This is a genomic window from Actinomyces viscosus (assembly GCF_900637975.1).
Classification (GTDB): domain Bacteria; phylum Actinomycetota; class Actinomycetes; order Actinomycetales; family Actinomycetaceae; genus Actinomyces; species Actinomyces viscosus.
This window is the reverse complement of sequence record NZ_LR134477.1, coordinates 716,470-731,600: the sequence shown is the minus strand read 5'-3', so window position 1 is coordinate 731,600 and position 15,131 is coordinate 716,470. Positions and strand designations below refer to the sequence as shown.

Here is a 15,131-nt window from a genome sequence, read left to right as displayed (position 1 = left end):
GTGATCGTCGCAGACGGCCAGGGGGTACAAGGGGCATCAGTCCCCGGGCTCGTGAGCGTGGGCGGCCCAGGCGGAGGCGAGCATGTCGCGCTGCTCCCCGAGCAGCTGGGGCACGGGCTTGGTCCGGCCGATGATGGGCATGAAGTTCGCGTCCCCCTTCCAGCGCGGCACGATGTGCTGGTGGAGGTGGGCGGCGATTCCCGCGCCGGCGATCTCCCCCTGGTTCATGCCCAGGTTGAAGCCGTGGGGATGGCTCACCGAGCGGACGACGCTCATGGCCGTGGCGGTCAGCTCACCGATCTCCTCCCGCTCGGCCGCGGTGGCCTCGGTCCAGTCGGAGATGTGCCGGTAGGGGCACACCAGCAGGTGGCCGGTGTTGTAGGGGTAGAGGTTCATGATGACGTAGCTGGTCCGCCCCCGGTGGACGATGAGCGCCTCCTCATCGCTGCGGTCCGGGCCGGTGCAGAAGGGGCACTGGGCGGGGGTGTCGTCCGAGGGCTTGTTCTGCCCCCCGATGTAGACCATGCGGTGCGGGGTCCACAGTCGTTGGAAGGCCTCAGGGGCGCCCTCATGGTAGAAGGGCGCCTCCATCTGGGTACCCGCCTCGGCACCGTCCCCGGCCGGCGGGCCGTCACTCACGGCCGCGCCCGTCGCATCGGTCGTCTCCTCAGTCACGTCCTCAGGCGCTGTGTCATTCACTGTGCAGCTTCTCCCCCGCCGGGTCGTTGATACGGGCGTTGATGACACCGACGATGTGCTCCACGGCCTCCTTGACCGGAACACCGTTGGTCTGCTCTCCGTCGCGGAACCGGAAGGAGACGGCACCGGCCTCGGCGTCCTCCCCTCCGGCGATGAGGGTGAAGGGGATCTTGTCCTTGGAGGCGTTGCGGATCTTCTTGCCGAAGCGGTCGTCGGAGTGGTCCACCTCGACGCGCACCCCCTGGGCGCGCAGCTGGGCCGCGACGTCGTCGACGTAGGCATCGAAAGCCTCGGCCACGGGGATGAGCCTCACCTGCACCGGGGAGAGCCAGGCGGGGAAGGCGCCCGCGTAGTGCTCGGTGAGCACCCCGATGAAGCGCTCCACGCTGCCCAGCTTGGCCGAGTGGATCATGATGGGGCGCTGGTGGGTGCCGTCGGCGGCCGTGTACTCCAGGTCGAAGCGCTCGGGCTGGTTGAAGTCGTACTGGATGGTGGACATCTGCCAGGTGCGGCCGATGGCGTCCTTGACCTGCACCGAGACCTTGGGGCCGTAGAAGGCGGCACCGCCGGGATCCGGGACGACCTCCAGGCCGGAGGCGTCGCAGGCGTCCTGAAGGGCCTGCGTGGCGGCGGCCCAGTCGGCGTCGGAGCCGATGAACTTGTCCTTCTTGGCACCGTCCTCATCGCGGGTGGACAGCTCGAGGTAGAAGTCGGTCAGCCCGAAGGCCTTGAGGATGGACAGGAAGAAGTCGATCTGGGAGCGGATCTCCTCGCCGGCCTGCTCGGGCGTGCAGTAGGTGTGCGAGTCGTCCTGGGTGAAGCCGCGCATGCGGGTCAGCCCGTGGACGACCCCGGACTTCTCGTAGCGGTAGTCGTGGCCCATCTCGAAGAAGCGCAGCGGCAGCTCTCGGTAGGACCGTCCCCGGGAGCGGAAGATGAGGTTGTGCATCGGGCAGTTCATGGCCTTGAGGTAGTACTCCTGACCGGCCTTGGTGATGTTGCCCTCGGCGTCGCGCTCCTCGTCGGCGAGCATCGGCGGGAACATGGTGTCGGCGTAGTAGGGCAGGTGGCCCGAGGTGTGGAAGAGCCCGCCCTTGGAGATCTCGGGGGTGTGGACGAAGTCGAAGCCGTAGTCCAGGTGGCGGCCGACGACGTACTGCTCGATCTCGTGGCGCAGCATGGCGCCCTTGGGGTGGAAGACCACCAGGCCGGGGCCGATCTCCTCGGGGAAGGAGTACAGGTCGAGCTCGGCCCCGAGCTTGCGGTGGTCACGCTTGGCGGCCTCGGCCAGCCGGGTCTGGTACGCCTTGAGATCGTCCTTGCTGGCCCACGCGGTACCGTAGATGCGCTGGAGGGAGTCGCCGGACTGGTCGCCCTTCCAGTAGGCGGATGATGACTTGGTCAGCGCGAAGCCCTGTCCGATAAGACGGGTCGAGGGCAGGTGGGGGCCACGGCACAGGTCGGTCCAGGCGACGCTGCCGTCGCGTCGGACGTTGTCGTACATGGTGAGCCCACCGGCACCGACCTCCACCGAGGCGCCCTCGGCGCCGGCGCCCTTGGTGGTGATGAGCTCGAGCTTGTAGGGCTGGTCCGCCAGCTCCTCGCGTCCCTCGGCCTCGCTGATGTCGCGGCGCACGAAGCGCTGGCCCTCCTTGACGATCCGCTTCATGCGCTTCTCGATCTCGCGCAGCATCTCGGGGGTGACCGCGTCGATGGCTCCGAAGTCGTAGTAGAAGCCGTCGGTGATGAAGGGACCGATACCGAGGTTGACGTCCGGGAACATCTCCTGGACGGCCTGGGCCATGACGTGGGTGGCGCTGTGGCGCAGGATGTTCAGGCCGTCCTCGCTGGTCAGGGTGATCGGCTCGACGATGGCGCCCGCAGGGACCTGGCGGTCCAGGTCCCAGGGCTCACCGTTGACACGCATCGCGACGACGCCGTCCTTCTTGACGGCGTCCTGCAGAAGGAGCGTGCCCGTGGTGCCCGCCTCGATGGTGCGTGGCGCGCCGTCGAGGGTGATATCGATCGTGGGCTGGTCTGACACGGGCTCGTCTCCTCTGCATCGGTGTGGGGCGCTGTACTGGTGCACCCCGGTTCGGCCGCGAGTCTACGTCCTGACCGCGTGGACTCAGTGCTCCCGTGAGCCACGCCGCGCGCGCAGTGCGTCACGCAGGCGCTTGGCGGTGGACATCCCCGAGTAGATGACCCGGGAGACCGGGACGTCCCAGGCGCCGTCGACCTCGGTGACGTGCTGGGCGTAGCGCTTCTTGTACTGGCCCACCGTGTAGAGCGAGGGGACGCGGGTGGAGCCGGCGCCCATGAGGTCCAGGCCGCGGTAGCCCTCCTGGGCCAGGGTGCAGGCGGCCCACCAGTCCAGGGCCTCGGCCCCGCGGAAGGTGCGCGACTCGTTGGAGGAGGCGCCGTAGTAGGCCACGGAGTCCTTGCCCGAGGTGAGGATGAGGTCCCAGGCGTGAGGGACGCCGTCCTTGCGCAGGACGAACAGGCGGGCGTTCTTCTCCCCCAGGGCGGTCAGCATGGTCCAGTAGACCTCGGCGTCGTGGGGCTTGAAGCCGTCGCGCTCGGCGGTCTCGCGCAGGACCTCGTAGACCTCGTCGAACTCCTCGCGGCTCAGACCGGTCTCGTCGCTGATGGTGCAGCCGGCCTCCCGGGCCACGCGCTCGGCGCGCTTGACGGCGCGACGGCCGTCCTTGGGCATGGCGGCGGCCATCTTCTCGGGCGTCTTGGGCACCAGGTCGATGACGTAGGTGCGGTCGTAGGTGATGGTGGACAGCAGCTCGCGCAGGTCGGTGTCGCGGTAGCGGGCGTGCATGCGGATGAAGCGCACGGAGCGGTCGCGCTCCTTGACCACTGAGCGCAGCAGCCGACGCAGGTGGGCCTCGCGCTCGGGCGACTGCTCCTTGAGCCAGACCGGACCGTGCTTGGCCCACAGGAAGGTCTGGCCGCCCATCTCGTAGCGGTACAGGGCGATGGCGGCCACGGGCTTGCCCTCGTCCTCATACAGGTAGCGTCCCCACAGCGGGCGCCCCATGGCCTCCTCGAAGCGTTCCCAGGCCTCGGTCTGCTCGACCGGGAAGGGGCTGTTGCCCACGGCCAGACGCATCTCGCGCCCGTCGACCCGGCGCAGGGTCTCGGAGCGGTCCGGGGTGGAGTGCACCGGCTCGGGGTGCGTGGGCCGGGAGGCCTTGGGCTTTCCGGCGTTCTCAACCTTCTCGGCCTTCTCAGTCTTCTCAGTCGGCTGAGCCTTCTGGGGCCTGTCGGTCTTCCGGGTCCCGTCAGCAGCGGCCTGCGGAACGGCGTCGGTGGTGACGTCGGTGGCGGCGTCCGTGGTGGACCGTGGGGTCTCGGGGGGCTGTGCGGTGGTGTCGGGGGCGGTTTCGGGAGTGGTGCTGTCGGACATGTTCTCGTTCTCGGACATTCAGCGGGACCTGTCGACTCGTTGCGGATAGTTGCGGGCGAACTTGCGGTAGTGGTTGAGGCGCTGGAGCTCGATCGTTACGCGCCGACGCAGCGAGCGCTCGACCGGGTCGCGCAGCGGGTCGACGCCTCGCCCCAGGCTCTTGGCCTTGCGGCGCAGGGCCTCGTCGGAGACGTAGCGGGCGATGACGCCGTCGGGAACCAGGGAGTAGAGGACCTGCCGGGTCACCTCGATGGGCTCGTCGCGCTGATCCAGGACCAGGTCCTTGAGCATGACGGCCATGGGGTTGGCGCCGGCTGCGGTCAGGTAGAAGGAGTTACGGCCGATGCGGGGGTTGACCTCGAAGAAGAGCTGGCGCCCGTCACGCGGGTCCACCTTGATGTCGAGGTTGGCGAACCCTCGGTAGCCGGCGTGGCGCAGCAGGCGGCTCGTCGCGTCCCACAGGTCGGGAAAGGCCTCGGTGATCATGGCGACCGGGTTGCCGATCATGGTGGGGGCGTGGTCCTGCAGGAGGACGCGTGCCGAGCCGATGAGGCGCAGCTCGCCGGTGGAGTCCATGTAGGCGGTCACCGAGCGCATGGCGGTGTCGTCACCGGGGATGCACTCCTGGACCAGGAAGGTCGAGCGGTAGCCGGCGCCCTTCAGGCTCTTCCACATACCGGCCAGCTCGGCGGCGTCGTCGATGAACCAGATCTTGCGCTTGCCGGGGAAGGAGACGCGGTCGTAGTCGGCGCCGATGGCGGCCTTCGCCACGAGCGGGAACTCCAGGCCGAGCTCGGCGGCGGAGGTCGGGGGCTCGCAGTCGGGGTCGGCCAGGTCGACGACGACCTCACGGGGCGTGAGCACCCCCACCTCGGCGCACAGCCGGGAGAAGGAGGCCTTGTCGCTGACGGCGTCGAGGACGTCGATGTCCGGGAAGGGCAGCACGTAGGTGGGCTCGAGCTCGTCCCGGTTGGCGGAGATCATCGCCGCCGCGGCGTCGGTGTTGGCCATGAGCACGGCGCTGCGGGGACCACGTCCACGGACCAGCCGCTGCAGCAGCTCGATCGTCCGCTCCGGCGCCGCACCGGCCTCCTGGTGAACGACGGTGATGTAGGCGGACTCGGAGATCGCCACGATCGGGTCCGAGGCCACGACCGTCACCGGGGTGCCGGTGACCTCGTGAAGCTGCCGTGCCAGGGCGTAGGCGCCGATATCACCACCGAGGACCACGGGCAGCAGGTGCCTGAAGCGTTCCGTCATAACCATCCGTTTCTTGCCGCAGGGACCAACTCCTCCCCAGATGGTAGAGCACGCCGGGACCGCCCGTTCCCGGCCGTCGGAGGGACATCACGATCCGGACACGCAGACGGCCTCGGACACTGCGGACGGACATCTGGAATCCAGCAGGATTCCAGGCGATTCCCTCGTTACTCAGCGATGTGGCCGTGATCCTCCGGTGACACACACCACCCGGTACGTGCACGACGACGCACGATGGCGAGGGAGCCGCCGAGAGCCGTCGGGCGATCGGGAGTTATTGGGAGTTATCGGCACGCCCGGAGAAGTCGGAACCGGTCACACGAAGAAGTCCGGAGCACCAACCATGCTCCGGACTCGGTGAACCTCTGTTCTGGTGGGCGATACTGGGATCGAACCAGTGACCTCTTCCGTGTCAGGGAAGCGCGCTCCCGCTGCGCCAATCGCCCGAGCGGATGACGGGACTCGAACCCGCGACCCTCACCTTGGCAAGGTGATGCTCTACCAACTGAGCCACATCCGCGTGACACCCTTGTGGGGTGCGGGAAGAAAGTTAGCAGAGGTATCCGTCAGAGGCAAAACCGACCCACCCCCGATTCCTCATGAGGTGTCTCACGCTTCAGTGAGGCCGTCTCACGGTCACAACGCAGTCACAGCGCAACCACAGCATGACCACGGCACGACGAGTGGGAGGACGATGGGAGGACTCCGGGGAGTGGTTCGACGTGACATGTCTTTCTCCCACACGCCTGCCTTCACACCTCAGTCGTGGCAGGGTAGTACCTATGACCACGCCGACGACACCGATGCCTCAGGCCACTCAGGAATCTCAGGAAGCCCCGCAGCGCCAGACCTGGCCGGGACACCCCTACCCGCTCGGGGCGACCTACGACGGCTCGGGAACCAACTTCGCCCTCTACTCCTCGGCGGCCAGCGGCGTCGACCTGTGCCTGTTCGACGACGAGGGCAACGAGGAGAAGGTGGCCCTCAAGGAGGTCGACGGCGACGTCTGGCACGCCTACCTTCCCGGAATCTCGCCGGGGCAGAAGTACGGCTATCGGGTGGCCGGCCCCTACGACCCGGCCTCCGGCGACCGCTGTGACCCCTCCAAGCTGCTGCTGGACCCGTACGCCAAGGCGATCTCCGGCGAGGTCACGCCCTCTCAGACCCTGTACTCCTACTCCTTCGACAACCCGGAGGTGCGCAACGAGGAGGACTCGGCCGGGCACACCATGCGCTCAGTGGTCATCAACCCCTACTTCGACTGGGGCCATGACCGTCCCCCGGGTCACGAGTACCACGAGACCATCATCTACGAGGCCCACGTCAAGGGCATGACCCAGCTGCACCCGCTGGTTCCCGAGAACCTGCGGGGCACCTACGCCGGCCTGGCCCAGCCCGCCGTCATCGAGCACCTCAAGAGCCTGGGCGTCACCGCCATCGAGCTCATGCCGGTCCACCAGTTCGTCAACGACACCCACCTGCAGGAGAAGGGGCTGTCGAACTACTGGGGCTACAACACGATCGGTTTCTTCGCGCCGCACAACACCTACGCCGCCTACGGGGCCGAGGGCGAGCAGGTCCAGGAGTTCAAGTCCATGGTCAAGGCCTTCCACGAGGCGGGCATCGAGGTCATCCTGGACGTCGTCTACAACCACACGGCCGAGGGCAACCACCTGGGCCCCACCCTGTCCTTCCGCGGCATCGACAACAGCTCCTACTACCGGCTCGTCGACGGCTCCCCGACCCACTACTTCGACACCACCGGCACCGGCAACTCGCTGCTCATGCGCTCGCCGGCCGTCCTTCAGCTCATCATGGACTCGCTGCGGTACTGGGTCACCGAGATGCACGTGGACGGGTTCCGTTTCGACCTGGCCTCGACCCTGGCCCGCCAGTTCCACGAGGTCGACAAGCTCAGCGCCTTCTTCGACATCATCCACCAGGACCCGGTGCTCTCCCAGGTCAAGCTCATCGCCGAGCCGTGGGACGTGGGCGACGGCGGCTACAACGTGGGCGGCTTCCCCGCCCTGTGGAGTGAGTGGAACGGGAAGTACCGCGACACCGTGCGCGACTTCTGGCGCGGAGAGCCCTCCACGCTGGGCGAGTTCGCCTCCCGCATCACCGGCTCCTCCGACCTCTACCAGCACGCCGGGCGCACCCCGGTGGCCAGCATCAACTTCGTCACCGCCCACGACGGCTTCACGATGCACGACCTGGTCTCCTACAACGAGAAGCACAACGAGGCCAACCTCGAGGGCAACGCCGACGGCGACAACAACAACCGCTCCTGGAACTGCGGTGCCGAGGGCCCCACCGAGGACCCGGCGGTCAACGAGCTGCGTCATCGTCAGACCCGCAACTTCCTGGCCACGGTCCTGTTCAGCCAGGGCGTCCCCATGATCTGTCATGGCGACGAGCTGGGACGGACCCAGGGAGGGAACAACAACGCCTACTGCCAGGACAACGAGATCTCCTGGATCGACTGGGACCTCGATGAGCAGGACAACGACCTGCTGGAGTTCACCCGCACCATGATGTGGCTGCGCCGGGACCACCCGGTGCTGCGGCGTCGGCGCTTCTTCACCGGCGACGCCGGCCACGGCGGCGAGAGCGAGCTCGGCGAGATCGAGTGGCTCACTCCGTCCGGGGAGTCGATGACGGATCAGGACTGGACCACCTGGTACGCCCGCGCCATGATGGTCTTCCTCAACGGGGAGGCGATCGCCGAGCCCGATGAGCGGGGCCAGAGGATCGTGGACAACTCCTTCCTCGTACTCATCAACGCCTCGGACGAGGACATCACCTTCACCCTCCCGGGCGAGGGCTACTCCCCCACCTGGAAGGTCGCCCTGGACACGGCTCCCGCGGTCGACGGGGACTCCGACCCGGTGCTGGCCGCGGACGACACCGTCACGGTGGAGGCCCGCTCGATGCTCTTCCTCATGGACGCCCCCGAGTCCGACGCCACCACGGAGAGGCACCAGCGCTAGGAGCCGACGCCGGCCGGCACGTGACCGAGTACGACCGGACGCACGCAGGTAAACAAGAAGCAGACAACAGCACACCGCCCGACGTACACCAGACGATCTCAGGAAGTCACATGACCGACGCAGTGGACGCAGCAGTGGATTCAGCGGACTCGGCTGTTTCCGTGGACTCGGCGGAGACACCCGCCTACGCCCCCTGGTCGGGGCACGTGCCGGCGCCCGAGCGACGCACACCTGTGACCACCTACCGTCTCCAGCTGGGAGCGGACCTCACCTTCGCCGACGCCAAGGCCCTGGTCCCCTACCTGGCCGACCTCGGGGTCACCGACCTCTACCTCTCCCCGATCCTGGCCGCTGCGCCGGGCTCCACCCACGGGTACGACGTCGTCGACCACCACCGGGTCTCCACCGTCATGGGCGGGCGAGCCCAGCTGGAGTCACTGGCCGCCGAGGCCGAGGCCCATGGAATGGGCATCGTGGTGGACATCGTTCCCAACCACATGGCGGTACCGACCCCCGGCTGGCACAACCTTCCCCTGTGGTCGGTGCTGCGGGAGGGACCCGACTCGCCCTACGCCGCCTGGTTCGACCTCTCCCTGGACGAGCCCATCCTCATGCCGATCCTGGGCAAGCGCATCGGCGCCGTCCTGGCCGACGAGGAGCTCACCCTGGAGCAGATGGTGGTCCCCGGGCAGGAGGACCTGGGCGAGCAGTGGGTGCTGCGCTACTACGACCACGCCTTCCCCGTCGCCCAGGGCACCGAGTCCCTGCCGATGCACGTGCTGGTCGAGCGTCAGCACTACCGCCTGGCCTACTGGAAGGTCGGCGACGAGGAGATCAACTACCGGCGGTTCTTCGACGTCGGCACCTTGGCCGCGGTCCGCGTCGAGGATCCTGACGTCTTCGCCGGCAGCCACGCTCTCATCCTGGAGCTCATGCGAGCCGGGGTCATCAGCGCCCTGCGCGTCGACCATCCCGACGGCCTGGCCGACCCCGGCGGCTACCTCACCCAGCTGGCCGACGCCACCGACGGATCGTGGATCGCCGCTGAGAAGATCCTGGCCCCCAGCGAGTCCCTGCCCACCTCCTGGCCGGTGGCCGGAACCACCGGCTACGACGCCGCGTGGAGGATCGACCAGCTCCAGGTCGACCCCGCCGGCGCCGCCCGCCTGGGCGCCCTCATGCAGGAGCTCACCGGTGACGCACCGGTGGACTACGACCGCATCGTCGAGGAGGCCAAGCGGGAGGTCATCACCGGGTCGCTGGCCGCGGAGGTGGACCGCCTGGCCCGCATCCTGGACTCCCTGACCTCCCAGGACGTCCGCCTGCGCGACCACACGCTGCGCGACCTGCGGGCCTGCGTCGTCGAGCTGCTCGTGGCCGCGGACCAGTACCGGGTCTACGTCGTCCCGGGCACACCGCCCAGCCCGGAGACGGCCGCCATCCTGCACGCCGACGCCGAGCGCGCCCGTCAGCGCCTTGAGCCGGACCAGGGCGAGACCCTTGACCTCGTGGTCGAGATCCTCCTGGGAGAGCCGGTCGGGTCCGAGGGCCTGTCGGAGTCCCCGGAGCGCGCCGAGGCCGTCATCCGCTTCCAGCAGGTGTGCGGAGCCGTCACCGCCAAGGGCGTGGAGGACACCGCCTTCTACCGCTGGACCCACCTGACCAGTCTCACCGAGGTCGGCGGCAACCCCGCCGGCTTCGCACTGAGCGCCGACGAGGCCCACGCCTGGGCCGACCGGGTCCAGAACACCTGGCCCGACACCATGGTCACCTCCACGACCCACGACACCAAGCGCGGCGAGGACGTGCGCGCCCGACTCGACGTCCTGGCCTCCTACGCCGACGAGTGGAGCGACCTCGTCCACCGTCTGCGCGCCATGACCGCCCAGGCCCGCCCCCTGGACCTCGACGGACGCAGCGAGAACCTCCTGTGGCAGACCCTGTGGGGCACCTGGGCCGCAGACAGTGACGACCCCATGACCCCCGAGCGGCTGAGCGCCTACCTCATCAAGGCCTCCCGGGAGCAGAAGGTCTGGACCACCTGGACCGCCCCGGACCTGGCCCGTGAGCAGGCCCTGACGGACTACGCGACCCACCTGCTCACCAACGAGGAGGTCACCCGCGAGCTCGAGGCCTTCGAGACCCTGACGGCCAGGGCCGTACGCACCACCATTCTCGCCAACAAGGCGCTGGCGCTGACCTGGATGGGCGTGAGCGACATCTACCAGGGCAGCGAGACCACCCGCACCTCCCTGGTGGACCCCGACAACCGCCGCCCGGTCGACTACAGCGGGCCCAACGGCCTGATCAGCACCCTGGAGCGCCTCGACTCCGGCGCCACCCCGCGCGACCTCGACGAGGACAAGCTTCTCCTCACCTCCCGCCTGGCGCGTCTGCGCGCCTCACGCCCCCACACCTTCGTCGGCCCCCGGTCGGGCTACCGGACGATCCCGGTGACCACCTCCTTCGCCTTCGCCTACGCCCGCCTGCTCGACGAGGTCCCCGACGTCGTCGTCATCGTCAGGCGACTGTCCAAACGTCTCGAGCAGCTGGGCGGGTGGCGCGAGGAGAGCGTCGTCCTGCCCGAGGGCACCTGGGAGCACGTCCTGCACGGCGGGACGGTGGAGGGCGGCCACCAGCCTCTGGCCGAGGTGGTCGGGGACGCACCAGTCGTCGTCCTGGCCAAGGTCGCCTCGCAGAGCTCCCCGCCCGACACCGACCAGTCCGCCCAGCCCGCCGAGGAGGTCGCCCCATGAGCCCCGCGCCCCGGAGCTGGACCTCCCCCGCCCTTCCCGTGGGGCCTCGAGTACCGGTGTGGGCGCCGTCGGCCCAGAGGGTCGAGCTGCACCTTCCGGGCGATGACCGGCTGGTCGACATGGTCCCCGCCGCGGACGGCTGGTGGACCGCCCCCTTCGACCTGGAGCCGGGCACCGACTACGCCTTCCGCATCGACGGCTCCCCGAACCGCCCCGACCCTCGCAGCGCCCTGCAACCCGACGGCGTCCACGGCCCCTCGCGCACCGTGGACCCGTCCACCTGGCAGTGGACCGACCAGGACTGGGCGGGCAAGGACCTGCGCGGCTCGGTCATCTACGAGCTCCACGTGGGCACCTTCACCCCCGAGGGAACCCTGGACGCAGCCATCTCCCGCCTGGGCCACCTGGCCCAGCTGGGTGTCGACATCGTCGAGCTCATGCCGCTGGCGGCCTTCCCCGGTAAGGCCGGCTGGGGCTACGACGGGGTGGGCCTGTGGGCCGTCCACGAGGCCTACGGCGGCCCCGAGGCCCTGGCCCGATTCGTTGACGCCGCCCACGACGCAGGCATCGGCGTGTGCCTCGACGTCGTCTACAACCACCTGGGCCCGTCGGGCAACTACCTCAGCGTCTTCGGCCCCTACTTCACCCGGGCCCACCACACCCCCTGGGGCGAGGCCGTCAACTACGACCACGACGGCAGCCGGCAGGTACGGGCCTTCGTCATCGACTCCGCCCTGCGCTGGCTGCGCGACTTCCACGTCGATGCCCTGCGTCTGGACGCCATTCACGAGATCAAGGACGACGCCGAGGCCGCCGACCCGCCCCAGGCGCACGTCCTGGCCGAGCTCTCGGACGCCGTGGCCGCTCTGTCCTCCGAGCTCGGCCGCCCGCTGAGCCTGGTGGCCGAGGCCGACCTCAACGACGTTGGGGTCATCACCCCCACCGACCAGCAGCCGCCGGCCAAGGCGCCGAGCCTGGGCATGACCGCCCAGTGGGCCGACGACGTCCACCACGCCCTGCACTCCCGGCTCACGGGCGAGGCGCAGGGTTACTACGGTGACTTCGCCGAGGCGGGCGCCTGGGCCAAGGCCTACGGGCGGGCGTTCCTCCACAACGGCACCTGGTCCACGTTCCGGGAGAGGAACTGGGGTGCCCCCGTCCCCGAGGACACCGACCCCCGACGCTTCGTCGTCTTCGGCTCCGACCACGACCAGGTCGGCAACCGCGCCGTCGGCGACCGCCCCTCGACCAGCCTCGACGACGCCGCCCTGGCCGCCACCGCCGCCCTGGTGCTCCTGTCGCCCTACACGCCGATGCTCTTCATGGGCGAGGAGTGGGGCACCCGTACCCCCTTCCAGTTCTTCACCGACCACGAGGAGGAGGACCTGGCCCGCAGCGTCAGCGAGGGCCGTGTGCGGGAGTTCGCCGGCTTCGGCTGGGACGCGGATGAGATCCCCGACCCTCAGGCCCCCAGCACCGTCGAGGCCTCCCGCCTGCGCTGGAGTGAGCTGGACGAGGCCGAGCACGCCCGGATGCTGGCCTGGTACCGGGCGCTGATCGCTCTGCGTCGCGAGCTGGCATGGTCCCAGCGCACCGCCTGGCCGCAGGTCGACGAGACCGACGACGTGCTCACGGTGACCTACGAGGACATCGTCGTGGCGGCCAACCTCTCCGGTCAGGAACGTCCCGCCCCCGCACTGACGAGCGTGCTCCTGTCCTGGGACCGGGCCGACGACACCGGATCACCGTCCCTGCCCCCCGGGCAGACACTCATCGCCCGGCGCTGACGGCCTCTGCCACAAGGCTCCCGGAAGAGGGCACGCCACCGCACCGCCCAACCAACGCACATCCGTTCACAAAGGCAGGTACTCCGTTGACACAATGCAACCCTCCCAGCGGCGTGGCTTCGTATGCCCGCCACCGTTGCGCACTAGCGTGTCATCCGTGACTGTCAACGGTAGGCCGCGCCCGAACGAGGCAGGTGGCATCCCCGAACGATTCGAGGAAGCGCTCCTGTCTCTTCGTGACGCGCCCCGCCCGCGGGGGCTCCTCATGGAAGAGGTTCCGGCACCCAAGAAGCTGGCCCCCTACTCCGCCGCGCTGACCGCCGAGACCGTTGAGACGGTTGGCGCCACCCCCCTGGCCACCGGACGCTTCGTCGTCCTGTACGACCCCAAGGGCCAGGAGGCCTGGGACGGAGACTTCCGCATCGTCGTCCAGGCACGCGCCCGGATCGACGACGAGGTCGGCATGGACCCGGTCTTCGAGTCCGCGGCCTGGAGCTGGCTCACCGACGGCCTGGAGGACTCCCGCGCCGGTTACCGGGCGCTCGTAGGAACCGTCACCAGGGTCCTGTCCGAGACCTTCGGGGGACTGGTCCTCACCGACTCCTGCGCCCACGCCGAGATCCGAGCCTCATGGTCCCCCACGACCGCCCAGCTCGGCCCCCACCTGACGGCCTGGCACGAGCTCCTCCTGGTCGCCTCCGGTCACGAACCGGCCGCGGTCCACCCCCTCACTCTCGCCGGGGTCGCCAGGTGACGACCCGCGCAACCGGCGCCTCCCGCCCAGCTGCCTCCTCGGCCGTGCCCCGCCCAGCTGCCTCCTCGGCCGTGCCCCGCCCAGCTGCCTCCTCGGCCGTGCCCCGCCCAGCTGCCTCCTCGGCCGTGCCCCGCCCAGCTGCCTCCTCGGCCGTGCCCCGCCCAGCCGTACCCCCCGGGACGACGGATCGGCCCATCAGCCCACACGACGTCGTCGACTACCCGTGGCCCAAGGACGGGCTTCCGGAGATCACCAGCACCCCCACCCAGCTGAGCCAGGCCGCCCGGCTCCTGGCCGACGGGCAGGGCCCCGTGGCCGTCGACGCCGAACGAGCCTCCGGCTTCCGCTATGGACAGGACGCCTATCTCGTCCAGCTCCGGCGCGAGGGCGTTGGCACCCTCCTCATCGACCCGGTCACCTGCGGCCCCCTCAACGAGCTGGCCGCAGCCCTCGACGGCCCCGAGTGGATCCTCCACGCCGCCGACCAGGACATCCCCTGCCTGACCGCACTCGGCCTGACGGCCACGTCCCTGTTCGACACCGAGCTGGCCGCCCGCCTCCTGGGCCGCCAGCACGTCGGACTGGGGGCCGTCATCGAGGAGACCCTGGGGCTGCGCCTGGCCAAGGACCATGCGGCAGCAGACTGGTCCACCCGGCCACTGCCCGCCTCCTGGCTCATCTACGCAGCCCTCGACGTCGAGCTGCTCATCGACCTCAGACAGGCCCTGGCCGCCGAGCTCGAGACGGCGGGCAAGGCCCAGTGGGCCGCCCAGGAGTTCGAGCACGTGCGGACCAGGCCGGCCAAACCGGCCAAGATCGACCCGTGGCGCAAGACCCCACGAGCGGGAAGCGCCGTGCGCTCCCCCCGCTCACTGGCCATCCTGCGCGAGCTGTGGCAGTCCCGGGAGGAGCTGGCCGCGGAGCTCGACCGAACCCCCTCCAAGGTCCTCTCCCACCAGGCGCTGATCGCCGCCGCCGTCACCCGCCCCCGCTCACGACGCAAGATGACCGGCCTCAGGGAGTTCTCCTCCCGGCAGGCACGCCAGAACCAGGAGCGCTGGTGGCGGGCCATCGAACGCGCCCTGGAGCTGCCCGACGACGAGCTGCCGCCCACTCGTGCGCCGATGGGCCCCGAGGAGCTCCCTCACCCGCGCACCTGGCAGCGTCACCACGCCGAGGCCGCCGACCAGCTCAATCGAGTACGCGGGGCCATCAGGCAGCGCGCCGAGGAGATCCGGGTTCCTCAGGAGCTGCTCCTGGCACCGGGCTGCCAGCGCCGTCTGGCCTGGGACCTCGGTGAGGAGATCGAGTCCGGACGCACCGGCACCGTAGGTGTCCAGGAGATCAGTGAGCGCCTGGCCGCCATGGGAGCCCGGCCGTGGCAGATCGAGCAGGCCGCACCCGCCCTGGCGGCAGCACTGGACTGAACGACCTCGCCCAACACGCCGGTGCGCCGTCCATCAACCC

At 69.5% G+C, this 15,131-nt stretch carries 9 protein-coding genes and 2 tRNA genes; 5 read left to right on the top strand and 6 right to left on the bottom strand.

All coding sequences use genetic code 11. The annotated features are described in order from the left end of the window. Positions 1-36 precede the first annotated feature (36 nt). The 6 genes from EL340_RS03245 to EL340_RS03215 all read right to left on the bottom strand — a co-directional run bounded on the left by EL340_RS03245 (position 37) and on the right by EL340_RS03215 (position 5,897). Positions 37-591 (bottom strand): HIT family protein, encoded by a 555-nt coding sequence (locus tag EL340_RS03245; protein ID WP_232023282.1) that lies wholly within the window; start codon positions 589-591, stop codon positions 37-39. A gap of 100 nt (positions 592-691) precedes the next feature. Continuing rightward, on the bottom strand, positions 692-2,743 hold the full coding sequence (thrS, locus tag EL340_RS03240; RefSeq protein ID WP_126413389.1) for a threonine--tRNA ligase: 2,052 nt from the start codon (positions 2,741-2,743) through the stop codon (positions 692-694). A gap of 84 nt (positions 2,744-2,827) precedes the next feature. Then, positions 2,828-4,135, bottom strand: a complete 1,308-nt coding sequence (locus EL340_RS03235) for a lipid II:glycine glycyltransferase FemX (protein ID WP_126413388.1) — start codon at positions 4,133-4,135, stop codon at positions 2,828-2,830. Next, entirely contained in the window at positions 4,136-5,377 is a 1,242-nt protein-coding gene (locus EL340_RS03230) for a carboxylate--amine ligase (RefSeq protein WP_126413387.1), read from the bottom strand. Positions 5,378-5,748: 371 nt separating this feature from the next. Further along, positions 5,749-5,823, bottom strand: a tRNA-Val gene (locus EL340_RS03220). 1 nt (position 5,824) lies between these two features. Next, a tRNA-Gly gene (locus tag EL340_RS03215) sits at positions 5,825-5,897 on the bottom strand. A 262-nt stretch (positions 5,898-6,159) separates the two neighbouring features. Here EL340_RS03215 and glgX point away from each other — a divergent pair. From glgX to EL340_RS03190, 5 genes are all read left to right on the top strand, one after another. Further along, positions 6,160-8,367, top strand: coding sequence for a glycogen debranching protein GlgX (glgX, locus tag EL340_RS03210; protein ID WP_126413385.1), 2,208 nt, complete (start codon positions 6,160-6,162; stop codon positions 8,365-8,367). A 110-nt stretch (positions 8,368-8,477) separates the two neighbouring features. Further along, the gene (treY, locus tag EL340_RS03205) at positions 8,478-11,123 is read left to right on the top strand and encodes a malto-oligosyltrehalose synthase (RefSeq protein WP_126413384.1); all 2,646 of its coding nucleotides are present in this window, start codon (positions 8,478-8,480) and stop codon (positions 11,121-11,123) included. Continuing rightward, complete coding sequence (gene treZ, locus EL340_RS03200) at positions 11,120-12,910, top strand: malto-oligosyltrehalose trehalohydrolase (RefSeq protein WP_126413383.1); 1,791 nt, start codon at positions 11,120-11,122, stop codon at positions 12,908-12,910. Before treY ends, treZ begins: the two co-directional genes overlap by 4 nt. 157 nt (positions 12,911-13,067) lie before the next feature. Further along, positions 13,068-13,664, top strand: coding sequence for a DUF3000 domain-containing protein (locus EL340_RS03195; protein ID WP_390884163.1), 597 nt, complete (start codon positions 13,068-13,070; stop codon positions 13,662-13,664). Between the two features lie 152 nt (positions 13,665-13,816). After that, positions 13,817-15,091, top strand: a complete 1,275-nt coding sequence (locus EL340_RS03190) for an HRDC domain-containing protein (RefSeq protein WP_197722378.1) — start codon at positions 13,817-13,819, stop codon at positions 15,089-15,091. The last annotated feature ends 40 nt before the right edge of the window (positions 15,092-15,131 follow it).